The 17,919-nt window shown below is 42.6% G+C and carries 22 protein-coding genes; 7 read left to right on the top strand and 15 right to left on the bottom strand.

Going from position 1 to position 17,919, the window contains the following annotated elements:
• Window positions 1-508: 508 nt before the first annotated feature.
• The 8 genes from NST74_RS13140 to NST74_RS13105 all read right to left on the bottom strand — a co-directional run bounded on the left by NST74_RS13140 (window position 509) and on the right by NST74_RS13105 (window position 5,722).
• Window positions 509-757 carry a hypothetical protein gene (locus NST74_RS13140; protein WP_341112431.1) on the bottom strand — a complete coding sequence of 83 codons (249 nt, stop codon included), beginning with the start codon at window positions 755-757 and terminating at the stop codon, window positions 509-511.
• 126 nt (window positions 758-883) lie between these two features.
• Entirely contained in the window at window positions 884-1,342 is a 459-nt protein-coding gene (locus tag NST74_RS13135; RefSeq protein ID WP_341112430.1) for a DUF6773 family protein, read from the bottom strand.
• A 159-nt stretch (window positions 1,343-1,501) separates the two neighbouring features.
• Window positions 1,502-2,458: an alpha/beta hydrolase gene (locus tag NST74_RS13130; protein ID WP_341112429.1), complete on the bottom strand. Its 957-nt coding sequence runs from the start codon at window positions 2,456-2,458 to the stop codon at window positions 1,502-1,504.
• A 206-nt stretch (window positions 2,459-2,664) separates the two neighbouring features.
• Entirely contained in the window at window positions 2,665-2,769 is a 105-nt protein-coding gene (locus tag NST74_RS13125) for a sporulation protein YjcZ (protein WP_081389784.1), read from the bottom strand.
• A gap of 118 nt (window positions 2,770-2,887) precedes the next feature.
• Entirely contained in the window at window positions 2,888-3,310 is a 423-nt protein-coding gene (locus tag NST74_RS13120; protein ID WP_341112428.1) for a hypothetical protein, read from the bottom strand.
• Window positions 3,311-3,421: 111 nt separating this feature from the next.
• Window positions 3,422-3,706 carry a holin gene (locus tag NST74_RS13115; protein ID WP_042127188.1) on the bottom strand — a complete coding sequence of 95 codons (285 nt, stop codon included), beginning with the start codon at window positions 3,704-3,706 and terminating at the stop codon, window positions 3,422-3,424.
• Window positions 3,707-3,726: 20 nt separating this feature from the next.
• Window positions 3,727-4,536, bottom strand: a complete 810-nt coding sequence (locus tag NST74_RS13110) for a glycoside hydrolase family 73 protein (RefSeq protein ID WP_341112427.1) — start codon at window positions 4,534-4,536, stop codon at window positions 3,727-3,729.
• 577 nt (window positions 4,537-5,113) lie between these two features.
• On the bottom strand, window positions 5,114-5,722 hold the full coding sequence (locus NST74_RS13105; RefSeq protein ID WP_341115885.1) for a pentapeptide repeat-containing protein: 609 nt from the start codon (window positions 5,720-5,722) through the stop codon (window positions 5,114-5,116).
• A 123-nt stretch (window positions 5,723-5,845) separates the two neighbouring features.
• On the opposite strand from NST74_RS13105, the gene NST74_RS13100 reads away from it, so the two are divergent.
• Window positions 5,846-6,229: a PilZ domain-containing protein gene (locus NST74_RS13100; protein WP_076118264.1), complete on the top strand. Its 384-nt coding sequence runs from the start codon at window positions 5,846-5,848 to the stop codon at window positions 6,227-6,229.
• Between the two features lie 112 nt (window positions 6,230-6,341).
• Here the strand turns inward: NST74_RS13100 and NST74_RS13095 are convergent, their stop codons facing one another.
• From NST74_RS13095 to NST74_RS13075, 5 genes are read right to left on the bottom strand one after another with little or no spacing between them, the layout of a single operon-like run.
• Window positions 6,342-7,070, bottom strand: coding sequence for a hypothetical protein (locus NST74_RS13095; protein ID WP_341112425.1), 729 nt, complete (start codon window positions 7,068-7,070; stop codon window positions 6,342-6,344).
• Window positions 7,064-7,765 (bottom strand): ABC transporter ATP-binding protein, encoded by a 702-nt coding sequence (locus NST74_RS13090; protein WP_341112424.1) that lies wholly within the window; start codon window positions 7,763-7,765, stop codon window positions 7,064-7,066. Before NST74_RS13090 ends, NST74_RS13095 begins: the two co-directional genes overlap by 7 nt.
• Window positions 7,766-7,778: 13 nt before the next feature.
• Window positions 7,779-8,153 carry a GntR family transcriptional regulator gene (locus tag NST74_RS13085; RefSeq protein WP_042127176.1) on the bottom strand — a complete coding sequence of 125 codons (375 nt, stop codon included), beginning with the start codon at window positions 8,151-8,153 and terminating at the stop codon, window positions 7,779-7,781.
• Window positions 8,154-8,155: 2 nt separating this feature from the next.
• On the bottom strand, window positions 8,156-8,902 hold the full coding sequence (locus NST74_RS13080) for an ABC transporter permease (protein ID WP_341112422.1): 747 nt from the start codon (window positions 8,900-8,902) through the stop codon (window positions 8,156-8,158).
• Window positions 8,895-9,851, bottom strand: coding sequence for an ABC transporter ATP-binding protein (locus tag NST74_RS13075; protein WP_341112420.1), 957 nt, complete (start codon window positions 9,849-9,851; stop codon window positions 8,895-8,897). Before NST74_RS13075 ends, NST74_RS13080 begins: the two co-directional genes overlap by 8 nt.
• A 198-nt stretch (window positions 9,852-10,049) precedes the next feature.
• Here NST74_RS13075 and NST74_RS13070 point away from each other — a divergent pair, with 198 nt between their 5' ends.
• Both NST74_RS13070 and NST74_RS13065 read left to right on the top strand, forming a co-directional pair.
• On the top strand, window positions 10,050-10,421 hold the full coding sequence (locus NST74_RS13070) for a hypothetical protein (protein WP_042127173.1): 372 nt from the start codon (window positions 10,050-10,052) through the stop codon (window positions 10,419-10,421).
• Window positions 10,422-11,023: 602 nt separating this feature from the next.
• Window positions 11,024-11,866, top strand: a complete 843-nt coding sequence (locus NST74_RS13065; RefSeq protein ID WP_341112419.1) for a sulfurtransferase — start codon at window positions 11,024-11,026, stop codon at window positions 11,864-11,866.
• Between the two features lie 417 nt (window positions 11,867-12,283).
• Here the strand turns inward: NST74_RS13065 and NST74_RS13060 are convergent, their stop codons facing one another.
• Window positions 12,284-12,541 carry a hypothetical protein gene (locus NST74_RS13060; protein ID WP_341112417.1) on the bottom strand — a complete coding sequence of 86 codons (258 nt, stop codon included), beginning with the start codon at window positions 12,539-12,541 and terminating at the stop codon, window positions 12,284-12,286.
• Window positions 12,542-12,604: 63 nt separating this feature from the next.
• Window positions 12,605-13,288 carry a hypothetical protein gene (locus tag NST74_RS13055; RefSeq protein WP_341112415.1) on the bottom strand — a complete coding sequence of 228 codons (684 nt, stop codon included), beginning with the start codon at window positions 13,286-13,288 and terminating at the stop codon, window positions 12,605-12,607.
• Between the two features lie 679 nt (window positions 13,289-13,967).
• Between NST74_RS13055 and NST74_RS13050 the strand changes: the two genes are divergently transcribed.
• The 4 genes from NST74_RS13050 (at window position 13,968) to NST74_RS13035 (ending at window position 17,893) form a co-directional block, all read left to right on the top strand.
• Window positions 13,968-14,225: a hypothetical protein gene (locus NST74_RS13050; protein WP_341112413.1), complete on the top strand. Its 258-nt coding sequence runs from the start codon at window positions 13,968-13,970 to the stop codon at window positions 14,223-14,225.
• Between the two features lie 458 nt (window positions 14,226-14,683).
• Window positions 14,684-15,343: a response regulator transcription factor gene (locus NST74_RS13045; protein WP_341112412.1), complete on the top strand. Its 660-nt coding sequence runs from the start codon at window positions 14,684-14,686 to the stop codon at window positions 15,341-15,343.
• A 2-nt stretch (window positions 15,344-15,345) separates the two neighbouring features.
• The gene (locus NST74_RS13040; protein ID WP_341112411.1) at window positions 15,346-16,749 is read left to right on the top strand and encodes a sensor histidine kinase; all 1,404 of its coding nucleotides are present in this window, start codon (window positions 15,346-15,348) and stop codon (window positions 16,747-16,749) included.
• Window positions 16,750-16,810: 61 nt separating this feature from the next.
• Window positions 16,811-17,893, top strand: coding sequence for a hypothetical protein (locus NST74_RS13035; RefSeq protein WP_341112409.1), 1,083 nt, complete (start codon window positions 16,811-16,813; stop codon window positions 17,891-17,893).
• Window positions 17,894-17,919: the final 26 nt, after the last annotated feature.

The raw sequence follows: 17,919 nt of genomic DNA, 5'->3' as shown, positions 1-17,919 counted from the left end.
ATTTGCGCACTGAAATAAAAAGTTTGTCTAGTTATGAAAAATGGAACAATCAGAGACGATTCCGATAAATAAGTCGTCATTATGTATAAGACTGGTCTTCCAGGGACATCATGTAATTATCGACACCACAAATGTCGTAGACAACCGCGGAGCAGGCTTACGTTTCCCCATAAGCTCTTCGTCCGGTTTCTCCTCTCCCATGAAAGGGGCCCTAGAGATAGGGCCCCGAATTTATGTTTAAATACATTTATAAGTTATTATTGTATATAAAACAATACATAATCACTAGTTTCGTACAACAAGAAAGAAGTACTCACAGTGGCTCGTTTGGGAAAATTTTGTATCGGATGACATCCCCGCTATTGCAGATGCTTATTGGCACAACGCCTCCTTCCACTAAGTAACAACTCAAAAAAGCCCCGTTACCATTTAAGGTTGACGAAGCTTTTTCATAAACCCTAACTATGGAAATTTCGCTGTACAACCAAGCATTCAATTATATATTTCACTAAATTTCCGATACTCGAGTAACCTTATACCTTGACTTATCCTTCTCCAAATCAACTCTAATTTTTTTCGTTTGATTGTCTTTAATAAGATTCCCTTCAACAGTAAGATTTCTGCCATTGATTTCTTCAAACAGGATGGATAATGTGTATGTTCGTATGTCTTTTTCTGAATCTTCAACATGATCTCCTGGTACAGCTGAACAAATTTGGCCCGCACTGATAGCAAGTAAAAATGTCGACAGAATCATTATTGATTTTTATTTTGAATTTCAATTTGTTCACCTCTTCCTTATCTATAATAGATATTATGAGGTTGAAATCATAAACCATTCCTTATATAGTTACGCTTCAGTTGTGGATAAATCTAAAAAAAATCAGCATTCTAAATCTTCATCCGTGCTTAATTCATCATCAATTTGCCTTTGTCTTTTCTTATTTATATTTCGTAACACTAGGTGTACAAGAAAATAAACCATTGTAAAAGTAACAAAGGTTAAAATAATACTCCATACATTTCTTTCTCCCGCCAACACTATAAGCAATGAAACACAAATCCCTCCTGAAATAATGCTGTTTATAAGCAGCTTTTTATTGGTGTGACTTCGGGAATCCCAAATATCAACCCCAACAGATAAGTGCCGTATAGTTATATATATTCCAATACCAATTAAACAGAAAAACTCGACTGCAAATTGCGCAAACGGAGCATTCATTATGAATTGTTGAATCAGAATTGAAATAAGCAAACAATAAACTAATATTTGATAAGCATCACTTTGAATTTTCCTTCTTTGAGATACAATTCGTTCATCATTAACTTTGCTGGTTTTCATTATTATCCCTCCTTATACTCCGAATTATAATATATTTATTACATAATGCAATTTATATATTGCATTTAAATGTGAATAAAAATCAAACATACACAAACAAGTTTGCTAATGAAGATTTAACACAAAAGGACCGCCTTTCGGCAGTCCTTTGACAGACACTTACTCTATAAATTTCCCAACGAACTCTGTAACTACGCTCTCATATTTGACCGGGTCCATACGGAAAGCTTCACCATGACCCGCTTTAGGAACGATATATAGCTCCTTCTCCACCGGACTATTCTCATACAGGGTATGTACCATCTCCGTAGGAACGAAGGTATCACTATCACCATGAATAAACAGTGTCGGGGTTACAGATTTCTTTACCTGTTCTAATGCTGAGGCTTCATTAAAGGTATAGCCTGCGCGAATTTTTGTCAGCATACTGGTCGTGTCCACAATCGGGAACGCCGGTAAATGGTACATTCTCTTCAGTTGGAACGTAAGCTCGTCCTTCACAGATGTATAACCACAATCCGCTACAATTGCCTTAACATTAGGTGGCAGCTCTTCCCCACTTGTCATCATGACCGTAGCTCCCCCCATGGAAACACCATGAAGCACCACTTGTGTCTTCTCACCATTCGCTTCCAAGACTCGTTGAATCCACTTTAAATAATCCTTGCGCTCCGGCCAGCCGAACCCGATGTAATTACCACCGCTGTCCCCATGTCCTCTAGCATCTGGCAGTAAAATATTATATCCTAGTCTTTCATAATACATTCTGGCATATCCACTCATCTGAGTCGCATTTCCAGCATAACCATGCGCAATGATTACCATCTTATCAGATTGCACAGGAGCTGCTAAGTAGTACCCCTTAAGATGAATCCCGTCATCGGAATCCATCTCCCACCTGTCGAAGTGCTGGTTGTTCCACCACTCTTTATCTGCTTGTGAGGTATCTTTAGATTGTTCCACTTCCGGACTTGATTGCAGATCTGGACTCTCATCTAAAAAGTCCTTTGAGGCACGTGCAATGGCGACATGATAGAAATAAAAGCTTCCAACCGTTACGATAATAATTAACACTACAACAATGGAAGAAATCCCGATCAGCATTTTATTCTTCAAAACTCTCTCTCCTAAATAATATTTAACAGTATTCATTTATGTTATCAAACTAAGATAACATGTATATTTGAATCTTCAAAATCCTAGTTTTGTTCCCCTATGTACTTCAATCCACTTTTATTTGTTAATTCATCTAGATAAAACGGCATAATACCATTAAAAAGTCTGCTTCCAGCATGAATGCCAGAAGCAGACTTTTTATATCTCTAGAATATGCATGCGCTCGTAATAATTACTAACAAGATAAATAATACTAAGATTGCGCCAGTACTAGTAAAAGCACCACCGACATGACCAAATTCAGCTCCCATGTGAAGACCTCCTCCGTATTGTAGAATACACCACAGGATATGTGTTAACCCCCTCGGAAGATTGGGCGAACGGTAAAAAATATAACCCCGCCAACTGCGCGAGGTTAGTGTAAAGATTCTAATCGGAAACTAAAATACCGTCAAAGCTTTCTGGACCCACACGAACTGTGCCGAGAAGATTAGAGGAAACAAATGCCGTATAAGTGAGTTGAGGCGTGATTGCAGGTAAGAAGTCGTCTGCTGAAAAAGTTATGACTTGCGGAGCCAATATACTTAGACCAAAAGTTGAAGTAGCAGAATATATAAGCGGATCGGTTGGCAAGGTTCCCCTTACAATCGTAATTGTGATTCCTACCAATGCCAGTGGAAGAGTAACAGAAATTGTCCCTTTAAGCAGCACACGTGGGTTCGTAGTCACTCCTGCGGTTAACAAACCAATTTGTCCAAACAACTGTGGCGTGTTTATAACCGTAATCGGAATAGCTATCGAATTGGCGAGACTGGCATTTTGTGATGTTCTAGCGTCAAGATAAGTTCCCATATTTACACCTCCTTTTTTTTCATACTATAATATATTAGTCATCTTGATAGAATGCGCAGTCATTTTACCAGTGAGAAAGGTTTGATTCTCAAAAAAATGAATACGACTAAATCATTTATCATCTGTTTTCGTACCATCCCTTTTGTTAAAAGCAAGCTCAAATAACCCCGTCGCCGAAAGCCCTGCTAGCCCCCCAGCCCATAGCCGAAGAATAAGGTTCATATCAGTGAACGGATAAGCAACTGCTCCAACCAGCAAGCCAATAGCTAATCCAACAACCGGTACAATATTGCGCGGAAGTTTCACGCTATTCTTCACAAGTTGTACAAGTGCCATTACGAAAACAGCCAGCACGGAAGCAAAGGCAAGCACACTGTTGAGAGCATCATTATACATGGTGTTTAACCCTCCTTATTTCATTTTCCACTACCAGGAACAAGTAAGCCTGCACGGTTCAACACTGTTATTATGCGATAGAAGTCATAACTCCCACCTGACGGTGTATCTAGCAGCCCTGCAGCACTCGCTGCCTTTACTGCCGCTTCAGCCCATGGGGGTACATTCATCACTGCTCGACCTTCAATTAGAGTCACTCGATCCGAAAGCTTAGTAATCGATTGACCTTGCTCCTGCACACCTGTTTTTAGCGTATCCTTGCTATCCGTAAGGCTCACTATAAGCGCACGCAATTCTTTTATTTCTGTTTCCAGACTAACCAGCTTTTGTTTATCCTCTGCCGACATTTCGTCATCACCTTCCTTGGCTTCTTCATCATATTTATACAGATTGTAGGTATTCATGATTTGGATTAGCTTTGCTGCATAGTTTGGGTCGGTAGCATAGCCAGCGGCAGCAATCTCTTGTGCGGCAACCTTGCCACTTGCACCAAGCACTTTGCTGTAAAGGTTACGATTCCACGAAACACCATTCACAATCAACGCGGAATGATCCACGACAGATTCTCCCCAGTTGTTATAGGCCCGAAAAGGAGCTTCTACTTTAACAGCTTTACCATTAACATATTCAGTAGTTTGCACAGTAATACTACCAGCTGGTCCGCTGCCTTTGATTCCAAACAAATTGTTGGCCTTAACAGTCAACCCGCTGCTGCCCCAGCCCGATTCTAGCGCCGCTTGAGCTATCGTTAGCGATGCTGGAACCTTACTAATCTGCATGTCCTTTTCAGCAAAATTTGCGATCTTCGCAATAAACTCTGTCTCCGTCATTTCATCACTTCCTCTCCTTTTATTAAATGCTGAGCATAATGAAATGCTTGTGCATATCCCTACTAATAGAGCGTCATTGCTAGATTCCATTAAAAATAAACGTCAAAACGCGCGCTCAAATAGCGCGTGCGTATTTGATAATTCGAATATGACATAAGTAGCTGAAAAGAAATAAATGAAGCATGCAACTCACATAGGGCTATTAGTCCTGCTCACAGGAGAAATTTATTTCTGGTAGATTCATAATATGTAATTATAAGTAAAATTATCTTGAAGTTTCATTAAAAATAGCGTAACATATAGTATTAATTGACTATATAGGAGGGTCTAATAGACTATGCCTTCATATTATTTTAGAGAACTATGGACACCCTTGCGCTGGGTAGGCATTAAGTTTTTCCGTGATGACGAAGGTTTTCTTTGGATTAAATGGTGGGCTAAGCCCAGAAAACGACTGCGTTAACTGTTAAGAAAGTAAATATACATAAGAAGTTTCATACAATGTGCATATGTTTTTCTTGATAACAAACTAAAGGGGCATCAACCGCTACAACATTAGCAGCTGATGCCCCTATTCCTAGTTACCTACCTTAGCTCCAAAAGAGCGTGCTAACAGTACGGCCTGATCTATATCCATACGAACTCCTTGTAGATCCAAACTTTTTAAATCAATCCCCTCAACAATAGCGTCCCGTAGGTCAGCCCCTTTTAGCTTGCATTGAGATAACTGTACACGGCTCAAATCGGCCCCTCGAAGATCACTTTTTTGTAAATTACAGCCCATTAGATCAGCTTCAGTAAATCGAATTCCGCGCAGATCCTGTCTGCTAAGATTAGTATGTCTAAGGTTCGTGTAAGACCAGTCCCCGCCGATAAGTGTGATCCCGTCCATATAAGCATTTGAGAAATCAGATCCTACCATTTTACAATCTTCAAATTTCGATACGAACAGATTCGCACCAGTGAACTTACAGTTAGTAAAAGCTGAACCTTTATGGTGAGATGCATTGAGCATGGCTCCAGTAAAATCGCAATCTATAAATCGGCATCCGATGGACGTCATTTCTTCCATAGAGCTTCCTTTGAAGGAACACTGCTCAAATGTACAGTTATTTAGTTCCCCGTCCTGCAGACTTCCTTGGTCAAAATTGTGTTGTTGGAACGTTTCATTAAGGTATTGGTACATGTTGAGTCTCATCACCTTCATTAGGATTAAATAAATTTATTCTTATTAAAAATAGCACTTTAGTAGATTGTTCTCAACAATCTCTTTCGATATAATTGCAAATAAACGATATGGAGGGAAATTATGGATGTGTCCAGCAGGAAAGAACCATTCCGTTATGTGATGAACCAGCCGCTTGAATGCTGGATTGAAGTTCCAACAAGTAGTATTGGTCCGGGTGCCGGAAAGTTAACAGAAGCCGTGTTGCTTGATCTTAGCCGATCTGGCTGCAAAGTGCGTACCCCTCTAAATCTTAGATTTACAGCAGGCGATACAAAGCTAGTGATTCATCTTCAATTAAATGAAGAAAAGCTTCAACTCGTGGGCAGCGTCCGTTGGGGCTGGATGTTTGGACTCGGCCAGTACCAATACGGAGTTAAGCTTAGATTGAGAGAAGACGAAGAAGAACGGTTGCTAAAAGAACTTGAAATATGGACAGCTTCTCTAAATGATGTAGAGGGCCTGTAGAATTCTACATAACCGATGCCCTTCTCATGGAAAGGCGTCTTTTTTTGCATAAAAACGAAGGCAAAGCTAAATCGCTCTGCCTTCGTTCTAAAAATCTATACAATTTAGACTTCTATAACTCCACTCTTTTCTTAACGAGTTTAACAATAGCAAATACTAGAATCACAATAATCACAGCTTCGAACAGGGTAGGAAGTAAACCAAGAACATACTGAGAGGTATCAATATTATTTAATTTAGTAGCCTCATCCGTCACTTCAAATCGAAAAGCTCTTTCCAAAGTAATATTTTTATGATCGAACATCGATGTTTCTAATAAAGAAATTATATACTGTATTACAAAAAAAACAGCTATCCCAATCCATACTCTTCCTTTCACTCTCACACTCATTGCAACGGTCATGGAGAACATCACGAGTAACATAGAGTAGGCGGAAGCCCAAAAGACTATTAGCACTGTATAGGCGGAAATCAGCCAAAATTTTTCCGGCAAAAATGAAGTTGAAAACATCATAATATCTACTGCTAAATGAGTATAAGCGACTAGAAATAAACAGAGTAACGAACCTAAAAACAGCATTATCGGTGAGAGAACGGTGTACAGGACTGGTACTGGCACAAGCCTACGATTGAATAATCTCAGGTTCTGACCGAAGGTGCGCAGACTAAAAAAGAGAAGCACTACACCTGCTACGGCATAGGAAGTGATGTTCATCATGAACATCTCTTGATCTGAACGAACAGTAAATCCTATCACAAGCTGCACAAGAATGGTGATAACAAAAACAGCAAGAAACTTATCCCTATCCCGTCTAAAATCATACTTCACTAGCTTTAGCATTCTGCGTACACCTCTCTGAACATTTCGTCTATGCTTTTGCCATGGCGAAGCCGGATATCCTCTACCCCCGTATGCATCACAATTTCTCCTTCTTTAATAAAAATCACATCATCAAAGATCCGCTCAATATCGGATACTAAATGAGTTGATAAGAGTATGGTGCTGTCCTCCTCATAAAACTCTACTAACGCGTTAAGAATTTTAGTTCTAGCTACTGGATCTACTCCACCGATTGGCTCATCCAGTAAATAAAGGCTAGCTCGGCGTGATAAGGCAAGTGTAAGCTGTAAACGTTCATTCATGCCTTTGGATAGATCCTTTACCTTATCTTGACTTCTTAGCTTCATAAACTCCAACATTCGTGAAGCCTTCGTCTGATCAAAATCCGGATAGAAATCACTTTGGAACTTCAGAGCATCTGTAACACTCATCCATGATTCTGTTAGCGGTTTATCCGGCATAAATGACACTACTGCTTTACTGTCTACGCCTATTGAACCCCCTATAATGGATACACGACCAGAGGTAGGCTGTGTAAGTCCTGCGATGATTTTCATTAGTGTGCTTTTGCCGCTGCCGTTACTGCCTAGCAGTCCCGTGATCTTACCCGCACTCAGATTAAAAGATACACCGCGAAGAGCATGCTTTGATCTATATTTTTTAGTAACGTCATGAACCTCAAGTATATTTTCCAACTTGCTTATCCCCCTATTCTTCATCCCTGTCTCGGATACTCTCCGCTACTGCCGCTAAAATATCTTCACCTTGAAAACCAAGATCCTGCATACCACGAATGAAACGATCCAGCACATCTTTTGCCATTTCTTTTTTGATGGTCAAAATAGTTCCTTCATTACTAGTGACGTATCTTCCCATTCCACGCCGGGTCTCCACGATTTCTTCACGCTCCAGTTCCTGAAAGGTTCTTTGTACCGTATTCGGATTAATTTGTAACTCACTGGCGAGTTCACGGACCGAGAGAATTTTATCTCCTGGCTTCAGCTTGCCTGTGACGATTTCACCTTTGATGTAATTCATGATCTGGATATAAATTGGCAGGTTGTTATCGAATTCGATTGTCATATTTAAGCAACATCCCTTCGTCTAAAGACGGAAAAGCCTATAAGTAGAAAGACAACTGAGTATAAGACTAGCATTACAATGGAAAAGGTCAGCGTCATTCCAGGCATAGGTGCTCCTCCACCTTCATAAGCAGCTAAATTCAGGTTCGGGAATAATACATATTTATAGAACTCACGGAAAATGATCAATTTATCTATCATCAGCATAAACATTGTAACCCCGATGGTTACGCCCGTTGAAGTCGTCAATATTCCAATCATAAAAGCAAGGGTTGAATATACAACTGTACTTACAGAGTTATACATTAAACTGGTTAGCATCTCACGAATACCAGCCTCACCACCACTAAAGCCAAACCATAAAGCACCTGCTGCAAAAACCGCCAGCATACCGATAACTGCCACTGAGAACGCGTAAATCAGCACAACAACATATTTGGATGCAAGTATTGCTGTACGGCTTCTCGCACGGATTAGAAGAAATTTGATAGTGCCCTGACTATATTCTTTTGAGACAACACCCGCTGTTCCGATGATTGTAAGAATGGTAATAACTTGCCCAATCCCTTGAGAAAGCAGCATTGCGGATGAGAACTCATACGCTGATCCGAACATCTCGGGTGACACGGAATGTACAATGTAACCTAATAGTAGGGACAATAAGATTAATATTAAATAGGGTACGAAAAACGTACGTTTCTTCGAGAGCTTGAGCCATTCATTAACTACCAAATGATTAAAACTACGCAATTCGGTTCCCTCCAGTCCATTTCAAGAAATCTTCCTCTAAGCTTTGTTTATTCTCTGTAATCCGGAAAATGCCTACTCCTTTATCACTAAAAGCAGACACTAGCTCCGGCACTCTACTATCATGCAGACTTATCGTCACCTCAGAACGAGCACTATCCATAGTTAATAGATCTGCGTATTCTAACCTACCCAAGAGAATTATTGCTGATTCAACAGAGGCTACGCGAATCGTTAGCTTCACTTCTGCTGTAGCTTCCTGCTCCCCACCAATCGCTGTAACGGTCACCAGCTTGCCGTTCTGAATCACGATGGCTCGGTGACAAATTTGTTCAATTTCAGTCAGTAAGTGGCTGGATATTAGAATCGAAATCCCTTCAACCTCAGCAATCCTACGCATATAATCACGCATTTCTCGTATGCCTGCTGGGTCAAGACCGTTCGTAGGTTCATCTAGAATCAATAACTTTGGTCGGTTTAGTAACGCCTGAGCAATCCCAAGACGTTGACGCATACCCAGCGAATAGGCCTTCACTTTCTTATTCATTGCTTCCTGTAGCCCTACCAATTCCACAACCTCTTCGATTCTACCAGTTTCAATATTATCTGTCATTCTCTGGTATTGTTTTAGATTATCAAGCCCTGTCATATACGGATAGAACTCTGGATTTTCAATAATCGCTCCAATGTGGCCAATGGCTTTGTTAAAATCACTCTTTACACTGTGACCTTGAACGATCACATCACCTTCACTCATCCGTATTAATCCCGTCATCATCCGAATTGTCGTTGTTTTACCCGCACCATTTGGACCCAGTAGACCGACTATTTCTCCCTTACGGATATCAAATGTCAATTTATCCACAATGGATTTCCCTTTTATGATCTTGCTTACCCCGTTCATTTGCAGCACGATTGAATCTTGCATCTGTTCGTTACTCCCTGGATTCATAATAATCCTCCCTGCCATCTTTTTATTATTGATGATTTCATTTTATTGTGTCGGTGTTATAGTTGAATAGTACACTAATGCAATGTTGATGTAAAGCACAAAATTATGAATTTCCAAAAAGAAGGGCTTTCTATTAGACTATCTGCCAAACCAAAAATTGAAATGAACATAGATTAGATAGCAAAGGAGGAATGACAAATGAAAAAAGAAGTTCATGTATCTCAGACTTTCCCGCGCTTGACCGTGTACGATGAAGAAAACTTTAGAGGAAGCAGCACTATTTTTACCGGGAACCTTGGCATTCGTAATACGGACAACATTTTAGATGGTATCGAGAGTCTTCGATTCTTCTCTACTAGCAGCAATGCAACGTTGGTATTGTTCACTAGAACTCGGTTTAGAGGAAACTTCCGTGTGCTCCGTGGAAACCGCAGTATTCGTGATTTGGACGACTTCATTTCCGGCAATGATGTGGAATCTATTATTTCAAGCAATCAAAGATTAACACTCGAACAAATCCGCAATATCCGCAGCAGTGGTAACTTGCCTTCGGGATATCGCTTGATCTAACATTTCCATTCAACAAGAAAGGAGCAATCTGGAGCTAGAGCCCAGGTTACTCCTTTTTTCCAAGTTATCTTGTGAGGTCAAATAGTTAGTGGATTCACCTGCTAAGTCAATCCAACAAGGAGAGATAAAATATAGTAACCATAAAAGCAGCGTCTATAGTCTATCCCAGATTAAGAGTATATAGTGAGGAGAACTTTCGTGGGCTCCGCAGAACCTATCGCGGCAACCTGGGCATTGCAGATATTGATACAGTCCTTACTGGAATAGAAAGCTTACGCTTTTTCTCCACGAATCCGAACGCTACGCTTGTGCTGTTCGATCGTTCTCGCTTCCGTGACAATTTCGTAATTCTGCGTGGTAACCGCATCATTCGCGAACTGGATGACTTTCTCCGCAGAGGAGATGTCGAATCGCTCATTTCAAGCAATCAGTGGCTGACTCCGGCGCAGGTTCGCGCCATACAACGCACTGGTAGCTTGCCTTCAGGATATCGTTTGATTTAATCACTTGAGGACGCAGTTTAAGCTATAAGCTTAAGGTGCGTCCTCAATTATTTTCCGCTATAATGACTCCATACATATTAATAGAAAGAAGGTAACTTTATGGAACCAATTGTTTCTACCCGATGGCTGCTTGCTCGGTTATACGAACCTGAACTGGTTATAGTCGATTGCCGTTTTTTACTTACGGATCCGGAAGCTGGGCGTAAAGCCTATACAGAAGATCATATTCCCGGCGCAATCTATTTGCATCTAGAAGAACAACTCTCCGCTCCAGTAGGAGCACACGGTGGACGCCACCCCCTACCAGAAATCTCGAAGCTAACCGCCGTTCTTAGCAAGGTTGGCATTAACAGAGAAAGTATTGTTGTAGCTTATGATGATCAAGGTGGTGCCTACGCTTCCCGTCTGTGGTGGATGCTTAAATATTTGGGGCATGAACGTGTGTTTGTAATGGATGAAGGCTACTCTGCTTGGAAAAAAGCATCCTTCCCCGTCAGTGATCATCAAGCGGTTCGGATTCCTAGCCAGTATGAAGCAGATGTTCAGAAGAACATGCTTGTTAGCATGGAAGATGTGCTGAATGTTGTTAACAACATTGACGGTGGTGCAATGTTGATCGACTCCCGTGAAGCTCGTCGTTATCAAGGGCTTGAAGAACCTATTGATCCAAAGGCAGGTCATATTCCTGGGGCGATCAATAAGTTCTGGAAAGATGTTCTTGATGAGCAAGGATGCTGGAAATCAACTGAGGTGCTGAAAAAGCATTATGAGGGTATTGATCCTGAGCAAGAAGTTATTGTGTACTGTGGTTCAGGTGTAAGTGCTTGCCCGAATGTGCTCGCGCTCGGAAAAGCTGGGTTTAGGAATGTGAAGTTGTACGCGGGTAGTTGGAGTGATTGGATTTCGTACGGAGAGAACCCGGTGGCTACTGGGGAAGAATAGAATAAAGAATCTGCGGCGCAGATTCTTGTGATTCCCTGGAAAGCAGAGGCCCGATTTACCATACTGGAAATACATTGCACTCGGTTTTTCGCATACATTTGGCTCGTTTACGTTACCGGCGGCACATTGTATTCGGTTTTTCGCATACATTTGCCTCGTTCAGCTGGCCGGCAGCACATTGTATTCGGTTTTTCGCATACATTTGGCTCGTTTACCTCCGGCGGCACATTGTGTTCGGTTTTTCGCATACATTTGCCTCGTTCAGCTTGCCGGCGGCACATTGTGTTCGGTTTTTCGCATACATTTGCCTCGTTCAGCTTGCCGGCGGCACATTGTATTCGGTTTTTCGCATACATTTGCCTCGTTCAGCTTGCCGGCAGCACATTGTACTCGGTTTTTCGCATACATTTGGCTCATTTACGTTATCGTCGGCACATTGTATTCGGTTTTTCGCATACATTTGGTTCGTTTACCTACCGTCGGCACATTGTGTTCGGTTTTTCGCATACATTTGCCTCGTTCAGCTTGCCGGCGGCACATTGTGTTCGGTTTTTCGCATACATTTGCCTCGTTTACGTTACCGGCGGCACATTGTATTCGGTTTTTCGCATACATTTGGCTCATTGACGTTTCTGGCGGCACATTGTATTCGGTTTTTGCATACATTTGGCTCATTTACGTTACCGTCGGCACATTGTATTCGGATTTCCATTCACATTCTCACGATGTCCTTCATCTTCAAACCAAATCCGGACTTTGTAGCGTACCAATATATTCATAGTAAATGATCCGCTGAGATGAACCTCTTGCCACCGGGCGAAATTTACCTTTATCCACCAGCTGACGGCAGTATTTAATGATCGTCACCGTGTGCAATTCCAGCTCTCTTGCGGCATCAGCCGGGCGTAGGACACGATGGTGCCGGATAGCTGCCCGCATCAGATCGCGCTCAATTCTGGAATAGGCTCTCTCAGCGGTTGTCTTCGCAGACTTATCAGCTAACAAATAAGGAAAGAGAATGTTCCGCAGCGCGGAGAGAATGAAGGATGGATTTTCTTTTATCTCATCCAGCGAGATATAGAGCACCGTACAGTCTTGAGACTGTAGAAAAAGCCCTCGGTTCAAGTCCATCCGGTATTTGCTACGATCCGTTCCATGTGAGCCATAGTCCATGATCTCAAATGCAATACGCGAGGCTCCGATCTCCCACAAAATATCCACAAAATAGGATCTGCCGCGCCAATCCTTAACTTCATATTCTGGGTGTAATCCGTGAAAATGTCCGGCTAAAGGCCACCACACCCGCTCGACAAACAAGCGGTTTCCATAACCATGACCGCGTTTAAGTGCATCGAGCCGCTCTCCCTTCCTTTGTTTAAGATGATTACATAACCATTCATTATGCTCCCTCTCGAAACCCATTACTTATCCCTCGCTCTGCAACGAAATATGTTTCTAATCATACAAAACCCCGCCTCTATTCCAAAAGGAAAGGAGACGGGGCATTCTTTGCCTCGTTTGGTTTTATTTATACATAGTGTGCCACATTATCCTTAGAATGCACAATAAGAAATCGGCAGGATCATTCAAAACAATTAATAATTTCACTATTCATACATTTTCATATCGCATATTTCATCTTATCCACCTTTGGGTTTACTTTTCATCTTCATCAGCTGGCCGCCCGAGGGTATTATCGCTGGAGGAGACAGGAGAAGGCCGGATATACCAATATACATCGGTATGCAGTAAGTTAAGTGATTGGGTTTCGGGTTTCGAATGGGGATTACGGTTGCTCTCGAGGAAGATTAGAGTTAAAAGCACGTGCGTGATATCTGATTAAACGATTATATGTAAGAGAAGCAACTGTCAGCATACTGGAGTATCCGGCCGCACTTCTGCGAAACGGACCGCTGAGGACTCCCGTTCCATTCTGAGTAGTGCTCACCCTATCTGAGGACGGTTGGTCCGCGTTGGGTTAGACCAGGGTTTTCTGTATAATGGTAAACGTTACGTCGGATGTGATGTTAAACGCACGAAATGCCAAGTAAACAAAGTCCATCCGGCGTTTGAAACCATGAATCGGAAAGGATGAAGTAAATTGAGTTATACGGAACTGCTGGAACGAAAGAGCGAAATCTTAAAGAAAACGGTCGAGAACTGGGTTTTGAAAGAAAATCGCGACGGACTGAACCTTCAAGAGGCTCATATTTACCAGAACATACTCAAGGAATTTCATCAGAACGAACATGAATTGAATGGGGTACGAGACGAAGAAGCAGTTAAGCGTCAAGACAACGGATCCACGGAAAAAGAAGACACTGGAACAGCTCATAAACATGAGGCGCAAACGGCTTGATCTCAGAAAACGTACGCGTAAGAATATGAGTGGCTGCCCGGGAAATAACGGGCAGCTTTTTACGTACAATCCGTTCTCTGCCGGCCTCCGAAGCAAACGCTCTAAAATCCAGACGTTCGTATAATCCAGCAACCTGAGGATATCGCTCTATGACGCTAACCTTGTCTGTGCCAAGTAAACCATTGAGTACAGAGCTATCTCCTGTGCGTCACGACTGCCCGAATGTGCTGGCGGTGTGGAGTTGGCCCGTATACCATACACTGGAGTTTCTCAGATGGGTTCGAAATCAACAGCAGTTTGTACTGTTAAGGTAACAGTTCAGCACATACTTATCTATTCTAGTAGATATTATCGCCTGATGAAACTACCAGCCATCTGGACAATCCTTCCTCTAGTTGTATATAGTGTATAACGGAAGTGGCACTTAGTGAGCAAGGTACTAGGAGGAGAAATACGAAATGGCAAATATATTGGTAGTAGAAGATGAACGAGCGATCAATGATTTAATTACAATGAACCTCAAGCTGGTTGGTCATACATATAATAAGGCTTACCGTGGACCGGAGGTTTTCGAAATTCTGGAACGTGAAAAAACAGATTTGATTCTGCTGGATGTTATGCTTCCGGAACTGGATGGTTTTGAGGTGATGCAACGGATTGCACATATGCAGGTTCCAGTGATTTTGATCACCGCCAAGAATTCTTTGGCTGACCGCATTAAAGGCTTCGAGCTGGGCGCCGATGATTATATCATTAAACCTTTTGAAATCCTTGAATTGTTGGCAAGAATCAATGTAGTCCTGCGCAGGGGTGAAAAAGGCACTTCCAGCTTCATTTGCGATAATGTTGAGGTGCGTTACCTGGAACGGCAAGTTTTAGTAGATCAGGCACCGGTTGATTTGACCGTTAGGGAATTCGAGCTTCTTGAGGTATTAATTCGGAACCGGAATATTGCATTGTCGAGAGAAAAGCTGCTGGAATTGGCATGGGGCTATGATTTTGAAGGCGACACCCGCACCGTGGATGTTCACATCCGGCAGCTACGTAAAAAGCTGGGCTGGGAAGAACGGATCAAAACCATTTTCAAGCTAGGCTACCGCCTGGAAGTTCAGAGCTGATCATGAGATTCTGGCATAAGATTCTGCTGTCGGTACTTGCTCTCTTTATTGCCGCTCTGGATGTAAGTGTCATTATGGTGATGAAAAAAAGCTGGCAGCTAAACATGAACAGTGAAATGCAGAGAGCATCCAGTGAACAAATGTTAATCGCCAACAATATTTATGAGAACCTTAATTCTATCCAAGCGCGGGGAACGGCATTGACCCCTATTCTACTGGCCAGCGTCTCTGAGTCCTATGGAGATTACTACCGTAAGCAGGGAATCTATTTGCAACTATGGGAGAATGACCTCATCATTTACCCTCCCCAAAAAGGACAGTTCGGGAAATCTAATGTGGGAAACGGCGGTCAGTCTGAATCCGTAGACGAACGCTCTATTCAGCTCTCCACTCAGCTTCCTGCTCCTTACCAGCATTTGCTGCTTGTCTATCAGCGTGATATCAGTGAGCTCTTCAACAAGCAACAGGAACTGAACCGCTTTTTTATAATGATTAATTGGATCGCGGGCCCCGTTCTGCTGCTGCTTCTTTATCTTCTAATCCGGCATCTAAGCAAACCGCTAAAGCTCCTGTCAGAGACTAGCAAAACAATCGCCGAAGGCGACTATACGAAACGGGTGCAGCTGCGCAGCAAAGATGAATTTGGCGAACTGGCCCTGAACTTCAACCGGATGGCGGAGGCCGTGGAGCAGAGGGTTACCGAACTCTCGGACATGGCTGAAGAGAAACAAAGGATGGTGGATAATTTAGCCCACGAGTTGCGCACGCCTTTGACCAGCATGCAGGGGTTCGCCGAGTTTCTGACCACGGCCAATATTGGACAAGAAGAACAGCAAACTGCGGGTGGCTATATTCTTAGTGAAACCCTCCGTCTCAAAAATCTGGCCTTCAAGTTACTGGATTTAACTGTCCTCCGGCATCAGCCTTTGGCACTTCAGCAGGTGAATATTTCAGTACTATTTAAAGCTATCCAACAGATAGAGCGCCCAAAATTGAAGGATACTGGCATAAGATTTCATGTCCACCATACGATTCCAAATGTCTGGGGAGATCCCGATTTACTAGCTTCATTATTGGTAAATCTGGTTGAGAATGCGATTCACGCCTCTAAGCAAGGCAGCGAAATCCACATGCTGGCCTATGAACTGGATGGAGAAGCCGTGCTAGAAATCCGTGATACGGGAACCGGAATCACAACAGAGATGGCTAAACGTGTGTTTGAACCGTTCTACCGGGGAGATCAGGCTCGTTCACGTGAATATGGCGGCGCAGGCCTAGGATTATCCCTATGTCGGCAAATTGCTGAAGCGCATAAGGCCAGACTGTCCTTAAACTCTGTCCTCGGCGAGGGAACTAGCATCAGACTCTTTTTACAACTCTATAACAACTGCCCTCCTACTCCATAACATCCTTGGATTAAGGTTAGGAAGATTCATCATCATCCGATCCCAATGGAGGTTAAGTTAAATGAAGAACAACAAGATTTCCGCTACACTCGCTGTACTCTTGGTCTCAGGAAGCGTGCTGGCGGTAAGCGCAATGATTGTCCCAGGATTTGTGAATACCACCGTCGCCAAGAGCATTTCTGCAGTACAAGCCCCGGGCAATCCAACCTTGACTAGCAGCAAGGCACCCGTACTAAAAGTGGAAGCAGAAGCTCCGATATCTACTGTGAACAGAGATCTAGAGCAGCTGATGACCCAAGAAGAAATGCAGCAAATTTATGATTTTGCGGACAAGCCCAATAACGAAATTATCACCATCGGAAGGGAGATGACCGAGGATGAAATAAACCGGAGGCTGATATTGGAAGACCAGTATGTGTATGACGGCCTTCGTCCCAAGCAGCTGTTCCCGTTAAAATCGGGACAAGCGGAGTTTTATTTTGACTTGGAGAAAAACACGCTCAAGTATCCGAATCGGACATTGACTGACGAGGAACTGTTACAATATATTGACTGGTTCTACCGGGAGGTCTATGCCTTGTCCAAGAGGAATATTGTAACCCCTCCAGACACAGGGAATTTGAGCCAGACCAACGCCGTTGCCATGGCAGCTTCAAGTGTGCGAAAAATATTCGGAGCTGACGTCTCCAAGCTTGAAGTAAAAGCAAGCCCAGGAGAATCCATGCTATCTAAGAAAAAGACCTGGATGGTAATATTCACCCCTTATAAAACCAACACCTTAAGAGGACAAGGCAAGGAATTTTGGCAATATACCGTAATAATTGATCCCTCCACCCGGACGGTAGTAGATACGACCGCAGCTAATTTTTCACTCACAAGAACCCCAATCAATGCTGAAGCTGCCATCGCTGTCCAAAAGGATGCAACCTGGATTAACGAGGCTACAAAAATAGTTACAGACAGACAAGGTGAAACCCGGAAAATCGCCATGGCTTCCCTGACAGACACTGACGTAAATAATAAGCGCGGCATGGTAGCGGTCAAAATGTTGCTCGAAGACGGCAGCAGTTATACTGCAGAGTTACGCTACCCAGATCAGACTCTTCGGTGCCTCATCTATGAAGAAGCAGAAGCTGCCAAATAGGATCATTCTAGCAGTTCATCTCCTAA

Origin of the sequence: Paenibacillus sp. FSL F4-0125, assembly GCF_038008565.1 — a bacterium.
Taxonomy (GTDB): Bacteria; Bacillota; Bacilli; order Paenibacillales; family Paenibacillaceae; genus Paenibacillus_AQ.
This window is presented reverse-complemented; position numbering and strand designations above follow the sequence as displayed.

Bases quoted from the DNA above. Each gene is read 5' to 3' on its own strand.
- NST74_RS13110 (WP_341112427.1), bottom strand. From the start codon at position 4,536: ATGACGGAGACAGAGTTTATTGCGAAGATCGCAAATTTTGCTGAAAAG.
- NST74_RS13075 (WP_341112420.1), bottom strand. From the start codon at position 9,851: ATGAATCCAGGGAGTAACGAACAGATGCAAGATTCAATCGTGCTGCAA.
- NST74_RS13125 (WP_081389784.1), bottom strand. From the start codon at position 2,769: ATGGGAGCTGAATTTGGTCATGTCGGTGGTGCTTTTACTAGTACTGGC.
- NST74_RS13035 (WP_341112409.1), top strand. From the start codon at position 16,811: ATGAAGAACAACAAGATTTCCGCTACACTCGCTGTACTCTTGGTCTCA.
- NST74_RS13120 (WP_341112428.1), bottom strand. From the start codon at position 3,310: ATGGGAACTTATCTTGACGCTAGAACATCACAAAATGCCAGTCTCGCC.
- NST74_RS13095 (WP_341112425.1), bottom strand. From the start codon at position 7,070: ATGCTAAAGCTAGTGAAGTATGATTTTAGACGGGATAGGGATAAGTTT.
- NST74_RS13105 (WP_341115885.1), bottom strand. From the start codon at position 5,722: ATGTACCAATACCTTAATGAAACGTTCCAACAACACAATTTTGACCAA.
- NST74_RS13135 (WP_341112430.1), bottom strand. From the start codon at position 1,342: ATGAAAACCAGCAAAGTTAATGATGAACGAATTGTATCTCAAAGAAGG.
- NST74_RS13040 (WP_341112411.1), top strand. From the start codon at position 15,346: ATGAGATTCTGGCATAAGATTCTGCTGTCGGTACTTGCTCTCTTTATT.
- NST74_RS13055 (WP_341112415.1), bottom strand. From the start codon at position 13,288: ATGGGTTTCGAGAGGGAGCATAATGAATGGTTATGTAATCATCTTAAA.
- NST74_RS13140 (WP_341112431.1), bottom strand. From the start codon at position 757: ATGATTCTGTCGACATTTTTACTTGCTATCAGTGCGGGCCAAATTTGT.
- NST74_RS13070 (WP_042127173.1), top strand. From the start codon at position 10,050: ATGAAAAAAGAAGTTCATGTATCTCAGACTTTCCCGCGCTTGACCGTG.
- NST74_RS13065 (WP_341112419.1), top strand. From the start codon at position 11,024: ATGGAACCAATTGTTTCTACCCGATGGCTGCTTGCTCGGTTATACGAA.
- NST74_RS13100 (WP_076118264.1), top strand. From the start codon at position 5,846: ATGGATGTGTCCAGCAGGAAAGAACCATTCCGTTATGTGATGAACCAG.
- NST74_RS13060 (WP_341112417.1), bottom strand. From the start codon at position 12,541: ATGAGCCAAATGTATGCAAAAACCGAATACAATGTGCCGCCAGAAACG.
- NST74_RS13085 (WP_042127176.1), bottom strand. From the start codon at position 8,153: ATGACAATCGAATTCGATAACAACCTGCCAATTTATATCCAGATCATG.
- NST74_RS13045 (WP_341112412.1), top strand. From the start codon at position 14,684: ATGGCAAATATATTGGTAGTAGAAGATGAACGAGCGATCAATGATTTA.
- NST74_RS13115 (WP_042127188.1), bottom strand. From the start codon at position 3,706: ATGTATAATGATGCTCTCAACAGTGTGCTTGCCTTTGCTTCCGTGCTG.